The organism is Trichocoleus sp. DQ-U1 (assembly GCF_039961925.1).
Taxonomy (GTDB): Bacteria; Cyanobacteriota; Cyanobacteriia; order Cyanobacteriales; family FACHB-T130; genus FACHB-T130.
On record NZ_JAMPKB010000132.1, the window covers coordinates 1 to 9,089 of the forward strand.

At 48.7% G+C, this 9,089-nt stretch carries 9 protein-coding genes; 3 read left to right on the top strand and 6 right to left on the bottom strand.

Annotated elements, in window-relative coordinates; all coding sequences use genetic code 11:
- The 3 genes from NDI34_RS26885 to NDI34_RS26895 all read left to right on the top strand — a co-directional run.
- The coding region (locus NDI34_RS26885; protein WP_348234360.1) for a GNAT family N-acetyltransferase at positions 1 to 455 on the top strand (455 nt) is incomplete at its 5' end.
- 346 nt (positions 456 to 801) lie between these two features.
- Positions 802 to 1,632 carry a dienelactone hydrolase family protein gene (locus NDI34_RS26890; RefSeq protein WP_348234361.1) on the top strand — a complete coding sequence of 277 codons (831 nt, stop codon included), beginning with the start codon at positions 802 to 804 and terminating at the stop codon, positions 1,630 to 1,632.
- 116 nt (positions 1,633 to 1,748) lie between these two features.
- On the top strand, positions 1,749 to 2,447 hold the full coding sequence (locus NDI34_RS26895) for a glutathione S-transferase N-terminal domain-containing protein (protein ID WP_348234362.1): 699 nt from the start codon (positions 1,749 to 1,751) through the stop codon (positions 2,445 to 2,447).
- A gap of 44 nt (positions 2,448 to 2,491) precedes the next feature.
- Here the strand turns inward: NDI34_RS26895 and NDI34_RS26900 are convergent, their stop codons facing one another.
- From NDI34_RS26900 to NDI34_RS26925, 6 genes are all read right to left on the bottom strand, one after another.
- On the bottom strand, positions 2,492 to 3,241 hold the full coding sequence (locus NDI34_RS26900; RefSeq protein ID WP_348234363.1) for an SDR family oxidoreductase: 750 nt from the start codon (positions 3,239 to 3,241) through the stop codon (positions 2,492 to 2,494).
- A gap of 285 nt (positions 3,242 to 3,526) precedes the next feature.
- On the bottom strand, positions 3,527 to 3,880 hold the full coding sequence (locus NDI34_RS26905; RefSeq protein WP_348234364.1) for a DUF6464 family protein: 354 nt from the start codon (positions 3,878 to 3,880) through the stop codon (positions 3,527 to 3,529).
- Positions 3,881 to 4,104: 224 nt separating this feature from the next.
- On the bottom strand, positions 4,105 to 6,189 hold the full coding sequence (gene fusA, locus NDI34_RS26910) for an elongation factor G (protein WP_190412929.1): 2,085 nt from the start codon (positions 6,187 to 6,189) through the stop codon (positions 4,105 to 4,107).
- A gap of 213 nt (positions 6,190 to 6,402) precedes the next feature.
- Positions 6,403 to 6,576 carry a hypothetical protein gene (locus tag NDI34_RS26915; protein WP_190434680.1) on the bottom strand — a complete coding sequence of 58 codons (174 nt, stop codon included), beginning with the start codon at positions 6,574 to 6,576 and terminating at the stop codon, positions 6,403 to 6,405.
- Between the two features lie 58 nt (positions 6,577 to 6,634).
- On the bottom strand, positions 6,635 to 8,104 hold the full coding sequence (locus tag NDI34_RS26920) for an ATP-binding protein (protein WP_348234365.1): 1,470 nt from the start codon (positions 8,102 to 8,104) through the stop codon (positions 6,635 to 6,637).
- Positions 8,101 to 8,784: a response regulator transcription factor gene (locus NDI34_RS26925; RefSeq protein ID WP_348234366.1), complete on the bottom strand. Its 684-nt coding sequence runs from the start codon at positions 8,782 to 8,784 to the stop codon at positions 8,101 to 8,103. Before NDI34_RS26925 ends, NDI34_RS26920 begins: the two co-directional genes overlap by 4 nt.
- Positions 8,785 to 9,089: the final 305 nt, after the last annotated feature.

Consider the following 9,089-nt stretch of genomic DNA (forward strand, 5'->3'; position numbering starts at 1 on the left):
CAATTGACTTTAAGGATGATTTTCATCTGGCAGCAATCAACGAAAATTTGGCAGTAATGGTTGCTGTGCAGGAGAAACTATTGGTTGGATATGTTTGTGCAACAACTCAAGAATACTTTCAGAAGATTCCCTTGCTCAAATATATAATGAGCTTGTATCCAGAAATAATGTTTCATGGGCAACCTTTAAGCAATTATCGTTCCTTTTGGTATGGTCCGGTTTGTGTTGCAACTGCTTACCGTGGAAGTGGTATCTTACAAGGTTTATTTCAAGCACTTCTAGCTCAAGTCGCCACACGGTTCAATGCTGGCGTTGCTTTCGTAGTCAAGGACAATTTGCGAAGTCTTCGGGCGCACACTCAAAAACTTGGTATGGAGATGCTCAGAGAGTTTGAGTTTAACGGCAAATTCTATTTCATCCTTGGATTCGTAGTGCCACCTTTGCAACCTTCCTAACCAATTTCTTTAAGAGCGTATCTGTTTGATTAAAGCTGTAAGTTGTGTTTTAGTGCGATCGCCTCGCACACAGTAGCGGCGCGTGTCCAGTGGTTGACAGATGGATCAGTTGAGGGCGATCGCTTCCTATCCATAACTTACCAACTACCCCAGGTATTTACCCGTGGCAAGCTTTATTCTTTAGATAGAAATTTATTTTCTAGTCAACAACTTTATTTTTTGTTAACACTTGTTTTCAATCTTGAGAATTAGATTTCCTAGCTATTGCATCTGCCTAATGGCTGTTTGGTTACAGCTCATTTCCTCCTTAACTAGGATTGAGACTGCATAGCTCAAGGTAAAGAGAATGAAAGAAATCACGCGCCGCCAATTTATGGTTACGGCTACCCTGACAACAGGTTTTGCCCTAGCAGTGCAACCCATTTCTGCCAAAACGATTGCGACTGATGCCAAGGGATTAGTCGCAGGTGCGGTGAAAATTCCGGTTAAAGATGGCGAAATTCCAGCTTACAGGGCGATGCCCGTAAAAAGAGGAACTTTTCCCATCGTCCTAGTGATTCAGGAAATCTTTGGTGTACACGAGCATATTCAGGATGTTTGCCGTCGCTTTGCCAAATTGGGGTACCTAGCGATCGCACCCCAATTGTTTGTGCGCCAGGGCGATGTTTTAAAGTTAAGCAACGTTGATGAAATTCGCCAAGTAGTCGCCAAAGTCCCGGATGCCCAAGTGCTGTCCGATCTGGATTCTACGGTAGACTGGGCGGTAAAGTCAGCCGAGGGGAATGCCGATAAATTGGCGATTACCGGCTTTTGCTGGGGCGGACGCATTACCTGGCTGTACTCAGCGCACAATCCCCAAGTCAAGGCAGGCGTGGCTTGGTACGGGCGTCTGGTGGGCAATGCTACCGAACTGACACCTAAACATCCCGTCGATATAGCCTCGGCGCTGAGTGTCCCGATTCTTGGACTCTATGGTGGCAAGGATACGGGGATTACCCTGGATACAGTAGAGCAGATGCGCGATCGCCTGAAGTCCAGCACCAGCAAATCTGACATCATTGTCTACCCCAATGCACCCCACGCCTTTTTTGCCGATTATCGCCCCTCTTACCGGGAGAAAGAAGCCAAAGATGGTTGGAAACGCCTCCAGGCATGGTTTAAGCAGCATGGCGTGTAGGAGGAGAAATAATTGAGCGCATTGGCAACCACAGCATTAATGATCTTTGAGCTGTCAGTTCGGCGCTGAAAGCGATCGCTAAAACCTAATCTTTGTAATATTCAGGAGACATCATCATGATCGACCTTTACTATTGGACGACGCCAAACGGACACAAAATTACTATGTTTCTAGAGGAAGTTGGGCTACCCTACACCCTCGTTCCGATCAACATTGGCACGGGCGATCAGTTTAAACCAGAGTTTCTAAAGATTTCCCCCAACAATCGCATCCCTGCAATCGTGGATCGCGAACCTGCTGAGGGTGGCGAACCGATTTCTGTTTTCGAGTCTGGTGCAATTCTGCTGTATTTAGCAGAAAAAACCGGAAAGTTGATTTCAGCAAATATTCGCGATCGCGCAGACGTTTTGCAATGGCTATTTTGGCAGATGGGCGGACTCGGACCAATGGCAGGACAAAACCATCATTTCACTCAATACGCCCCTGAAAAAATTCCTTACGCGATTAACCGCTATGTGAATGAAACAGGACGTTTGTATGCAGTGTTGAATAAACGATTAAGCGATCGCGAGTTTATTGCGGGCGCTTATTCTATTGCCGATATCGCTGCTTATCCCTGGATCGTGCCCTACGAAAAGCAAAACCAAAAGATCGAAGATTTTCCCAACTTGCAACGCTGGTTTGAAGCAATAAAAGCCCGTCCTGCAACCATTCGGGCTTATGAAAAAGCAGAAGCCTTCAAAGATCAAGTCACCAGTCCAGATCAGGCGCGGGATCTGTTGTTCAATCAGTCCGCCGATACCGTCAAGCGTTGAACTATAACGATTCTCAGAGAACCAGCCGCTTCGCTATTTGGGATCTACCAGTCTTGATCGGTGGGTCGAATCAGAATCTCGTTGACATTCACTCGCGGCGGCTGAGTAACGGCATAAACGATCGCGGCTGCAACGTCCTCGCTGTGCAGGGGTACTATCGATTTACGCCGTTCTTCGGTGCGCTGTTTGGCTATTGGATCGGTAATGTGGCTGTCGATTTCCGTATCCACCATGCCTGGTTCGATGATGGTGACGCGAATGTTGTGCTTGCATACTTCCTGGCGCAACGATTCCGAGAAGCCATTGACTCCCCATTTTGTCGCATTGTAGCCACCGATTCCTACTCGTGCGGTTCGACCGGCAACGGATGAAATGTTAACGATATGTCCCGATCCTTGTGCTTTCAGGATAGGAAGAACCGCATGAGTTGCATACATCAATCCCAGAACGTTGAGATCGATCATGCGTCGCCAGTCAGAGGTATTTGCTCCCTCAATATTACCTGACAAAGCAATGCCCGCATTGTTGACGAGGATATCCACTCGACCGAGTTGTGCGTTGGCTTTTTGCACTAGGTTCTGAACTTGAGTTTCATCCGTGATATCTGCCACGATTGGCAATGCTTTTCCACCCGTCGCTGCAATGCGATCGCAGACAGCATTGAGTCGGTCAAAACGCCTTGCTGCGATCGCTACCTGTGCGCCTTCTGCTGCTAGCGCGATCGCAGTCGCCTCACCAATGCCAGCCGATGCACCAGTGACGATTGCCACTTTTCCGTCTAATTTCCCAGTCATCCATACTCCTTAATTTCTAAGCTGCGTCTGACTCCTGCCGTGAAAACGCTAGAATATTTGCTAGCACAAGGTTAAGCAGAAACGATTTGGCTTTACCTTTATCGATGCAGATTGATATAACTACCGACGCTACTAGGATTTAGGGCTTTTAAGCCAAGCACGCCACGTCATCCGTTGGCAAGACAAAGTTTAAACTTATTTATATAAAATGGCTCTTTATTGCTCGAATCGTTGTAACAACCCGAAGATGGCGTTAAGCCGCAACTGATGGGATAAAGAGCGATTCTAAAAGGCCTGATAATGAACGCAGCGATCGCAAGGCCCACTGGGATTAATCGTACATCGAAGCAACTCAGAGCGAGCATTGTATGAGCAGGTGATATCTCCGATTACCCAGCGCCCGTCCAACAGACTACACTCTGCCGGGGTATCGAACTTTTGAACGTAAAGAGCAATTTTGTGAAGCTGATAACGGCCCGATTTGAGTAGATAGCGATGCCTACGTTCTAAAACCATATATGTTTGACCCTCGACTTCTAAATAGGCTCCAGGCTCAGGATTCCAGTCTAGATATAGATGACTGAGGGTAGAACGGGGATGGCTCAGAATGACTTCTGTAGGCAGAGGATTCAGCTTCATAAAGAATTAATATCGACAGACCGCCCGAAAATTTGTATCAAATTCACATCTATATACAGCAGTCCTATTCAAGTCCTAAGAAAAGTCATAAGAATACGTAGTGCGGTCATCTTGCCTGGGATTCAACGCAAGCAGGACGCTCACACTACGCAAAAATCTCACGACTGATTGAGGATTGCTATCGGTTATTAGCCCCGACAAATCGCTTCATCGGAGCCAATGCCCTAGTGTGCAGCCTGACGCTCTTTGGCTTCCTTGATCACCTCTTCTGCGATGTTACTGGGGCAAGGAGCATAGTGTGAGAACGACATTGAGAACTGTCCGCGCCCAGATGTCATGGTACGCAGATCGCCAATGTAGCCAAACATTTCGCTCAAAGGCACATCTGCCTTAATGCGTGCCCCCGTCTGATTTGTCTCCTGAGATTTCATCATCCCTCGGCGGCGGTTAAGATCGCCGATGATATCGCCCATGTAATCATCTGGTGCGAAGACATCAACATTCATGATTGGTTCGAGCAGCTGAGGCGCAGCCTTAGGAACAGACTGCCGATAAGCGGCTTTTGCAGCAATCTCAAACGCCATTGCTGACGAGTCCACCGGGTGGAAACCACCTTCAAGCAGCGTGAACTTCAAGTCCATGCAGGGGAACCCAGCCAATACACCGCGATCGACGCAGCTTTCAAAGCCTTTTTCCACTGCTGGCCAATACTCTCTCGGCACGGTACCACCTGTCACCTTTGACTCAAATTGGAAGCCGCTGCCTGGTTCACCTGGCTCAATTACATAGCCAATTTTGGCAAATTGACCAGAACCACCAGACTGCTTCTTGTGGACGTAGCTGTCTTCGAGGCGTTTCGTAATCGACTCGCGGTAGGCTACTTGAGGCTTACCCACCTCAACTTCAACCCCGTGGGTGCGCTTCAAAATGTCCACCTTGATGTCGAGATGTAGCTCACCCATCCCCTTGAGAATTGTTTCGCCGCTCTCCTCATCTGTCACCATATGGAAAGACGGGTCTTCTTGCACCATCTTAGTGAGCGCGGCGACCATCTTTTCTTCACCCCCCTTTTGCTTCGGTTTGACCGAAATGGAGATGACGGGTTCTGGAAAGACCATTGGCTCCAGCGTCGCGGGATTCTTGGGATCGCAGATGGTGTGTCCGGTTCGGATGTTCTTCATGCCGACGATCGCCACAATGTCACCCGCCTGAGCTGAGTCGATCTCTTCGCGAGAATTCGCATGCATCTCAACTAAACGGCTGACCCGCTCAGTCTTACCTGTCGCGGTGTTCAGTACGGTATCGCCTTTGGACAATGTCCCGGAGTACAAGCGCGTGAAGGTTAAAGCACCGAAGCGATCGTCCATGATCTTAAACGCGAGTGCCCGCAATGGTTTGTCTGGATCGACAAGCGCAAAGCTGCCTGTTTCATTCCCTTCCAGATCGATCTCTGGCTGCGGTTTGACCTCCATCGGGTTCGGCAGGTAGTCAACCACGGCATCCAGCACCAACTGTACGCCCTTATTCTTAAACGACGAGCCGCAGTAGGTCGGGAAAAACGCCAAGTCGCGAGTACCCTTGCGAATACAACGCTTAATATCCTCCATCGACGGCTCTTCCCCTTCGAGATACTGTTCCATCACAGCATCGTCCTGCTCAACCGCTAGCTCAATCAACTGTTCGCGGTAGGTCTCGACCTGATCGACCATGTCGGTAGGAACATCTTTGATCTTATAGTTCATCGGATCGCCAGAGTTGTCCCACACCCATGCCTTACGGGTCAGCAGATCGACCACGCCGCAAAACTGTTCTTCAATGCCAATTGGCAGCACCATCACCAGTGGCTTGGCTCCAAGCACTTGATCGACTTGCTTGACGACTCGGTAAAAATCAGCGCCGGTGCGATCGAGCTTGTTGATGTAGACGATGCGAGCGACTTTGGAGTCGTTGGCGTAGCGCCAGTTGGTTTCAGATTGCGGTTCGACTCCACCTGAACCACAGAAAACACCAATACCGCCATCAAGAACCTTCAGGGAACGATAGACCTCAATGGTGAAATCAACGTGTCCTGGGGTATCAATGATGTTCAGTTGGTGATCGTTCCAGAAACAGGTAGTTGCAGCCGACTGGATCGTAATCCCGCGTTCTTGCTCCTGTTCCATGAAGTCCGTCGTCGCCGCGCCTTCGTGTACTTCACCAATTTTGTGGATTTTACCTGTCAGCTTCAGGATTCTTTCAGTTGTGGTGGTCTTGCCAGCATCGACATGAGCGAAGATGCCAATGTTTCGATAACGAGTCAGGTCTTTCATAAATTGGTCTCTAGAGTAAATACAACGAACCGTTGGCGACCACCTGCAAGCATTACAAGCCAGGAAATCAATATTGCCTTTGTAGCCAGTGCAGGCTGGATTTCAATTACGCGGAATACAAAGAAATCCTTTTGCGTTTCTCTGGCGACATTACTAATTGTAAATTGTGGAATGTCAAGGTGACAGTGGTTAGAGAGATTAGACATATTTGCATCAGCGATATCGCCGCCGCAAAAGTGCGATCGCGCCAATTTCACTGTTCTCTACCAAGCCAGAGGTTCGGAGTTCGCTTGCTGGCGGCTCTAGTATTGTGCTTGTGCGGCTCTTGTTGGAGCGGTTAGCAGTTTCGAGAAACCCGAAAGCGATCGCTTTCGCGATTGAAGGCATATTCTCAACGAAAACTGAGTAACGGGAAAGCTGGCTCTGTACAAAAAGAACGTTGCTTTTACAAGCCTACTGGTAAGGTTAGAGTGAATGCAGTCTGTCCAGATAAGGTCGGGTCAAGCGTCAGATTACCACGATGCGATCGCGCAATTTCCCGCGCCAAGCTCAGTCCTAATCCAATTCCCTCTACTTTGCGGGTTCGGGCTGGATCGCCGCGATAGAAACGGTCAAAAATTCGGTTTCGCTCATCCAGAGGAATCTCTTGAGAGCAATTACTGATGGTAATCAACACAGCTGTACTCTGACGACGAGCCTGAATCCGAATCCAGCCATTCGGGAGATTATATTTAATGGCATTGCTAATCAAGTTTTGCAAGACTTGAATGAGTAAGTCGCGATCGCCCTTTACGCGCAAACTATCAGCAATTTCTGTTTGAATCTCCAGATGCGGTGCTAGCAGTTCGATATCCTCCAGCATCTCAGTTAATAAACCAGACAAATCCACCTCAACTCGATGCAGGTTCATTTGTCCGGCATCCGCTAGAGAAAGCAGCAACAGTTTACGCACAATCCCCGTCAGTCGGCGCACTTCATCCAGCAAATTGCTCAAGCTTTGTTGCACCTCGGAGCCGGGATCGGCTTGTTGCAGAGTGCGTTCCAGTTCCCCTTGCAATATCGCTAGCGGAGTCTTGAGTTCGTGGGCAGCATCTCCACTAAAGCGGGACGCTTGTTTGAAACTGCGTTCCAGGCGTTCCAACATTTTGTTGAAAACCTGAATTAATTCGACAAATTCAACATCCGTTGTCCCGATAGGAACCCGTTGTTTTAAACCGCTAGCGGTGACATTCCCAATACTCGTGGTTAGTCGTCGGATGGAATGCAAGCTGCTTCCAGCAATTGCCCATGCACCCCCGGCTACAAGCAGAAGTACCCCTGGAATTGAAATCAGGAAGATGTTGCGGATGACGACCATCTCAGTTGCGATCGCGTTTAAACTCACTGCGATCGCAATTTGAGCAAAAGGTGTTGTAACGGCACCAATCCGCCATGTTCCGCTTGCGGTGCGCTGAGTAACGAATCGAGGCGTAGGCGGGGGTCGATCCGGCGGCGGTTGCGATCGCTCTGGAAATGGCGGGTTGGCTTCGGAAAAGGGGGCTGTTGGGCGATCGGAAGGGGGTGATGGAAACGGCAGCAATTGGGGGCGCGATGTCCAAAGGTTTTTGGTATCGAGATCGGCAGTCCATTGTTCGGAACGATACACCACATTGTTATCTGCACCGATTATTAGTAAGGCGATCGCTGTTTTTGTATCGGTTCTAAACAACTGCCCAAGTGAGTCTTCATAAGACTGCCAGCCACGCGGTCGAGGGCGACTTACCCGCATCAATTGGCTTTCCAATTCTGCATCCAGACGGTTCACCTTTGCCTCATAAATCAGCCACCAGGAAATTAATCCAAACCCTGCTAAGGCGCTACCTGCCAGAACAGCAGACAATAAAGCAATCCGGATACGGAAAGAACGCAGCTTCACTCTTGAGACTCTGATTGACGAAATCGATATCCAACGCCGCGAATGCTTTCAACCCAACCCGCGCCACCGATGGAATCAATCTTTTTACGAATCCGTTGAACGCACACATCGACTACGTTGGTATTGGGATTAAAGTCATACCCCCAGATGTGTTCCAAGATTTGCGTTCGGGTGAAGACTCGTCCAGGCGATCGCATTAGGTATTCCAAGAGGTTAAACTCGCGGGTGGTGAGTTCAACGATATGTTGATTGCAAGTGGCTTCTCGCGTGATGCGATCCAGTTTGATGGGACCAACGCAGACTAGATTTTGGCGATCGCCCGCAGTCCGACGGATCACTGCATGAATCCGGGCAACGAGTTCTTCCACAAAAAATGGTTTCGCGATATAGTCGTCAGCACCCAAATTTAGACCCTCAAGTCGGTCATCCAATTCATTACGAGCAGTCAACAAAATGACTGGCACATTCTGTCCTTTCCGGCGCAGGCTCTTGAGGATAGACAAACCATCTTTTCCCGGCACCATGATATCAAGCACGAGCGCGTCATACTCGTTATCCAAGGCGCGAGTATAGCCCTCGTCTCCGTTGTCACAGTAATCGACGACAAACCCCTGTTCCTTCAATCCGGCTCGGACGAAGTTGGCAATTTTCGCTTCATCTTCAACGAACAGAATATGCATGGGTTTCTCATGCGTCGGGCGGCTTGGGCGTTTATTCAGTTTAACCTGTGGTTATCTGTAAGCGACAGGTTCCAATAATTTTTTCCTGCAAATTCAGAAATTGGCTCTATCGACTAGGCAATAATTGAATTGACCAATTTTGGTAATTCTATGAAGCTAAATCAGTTGATCGCCGTGTTGCAATCTGTTAAAGCAAATGCCAACAAAGGTAAAGCCGAAGTATCGCAACTGGGTCAGAAGAGTACCTTATTTCAAGGATTGAGCAGAACTTACCAGCCTAGAGAAGAGGATGGATTTGTATATCC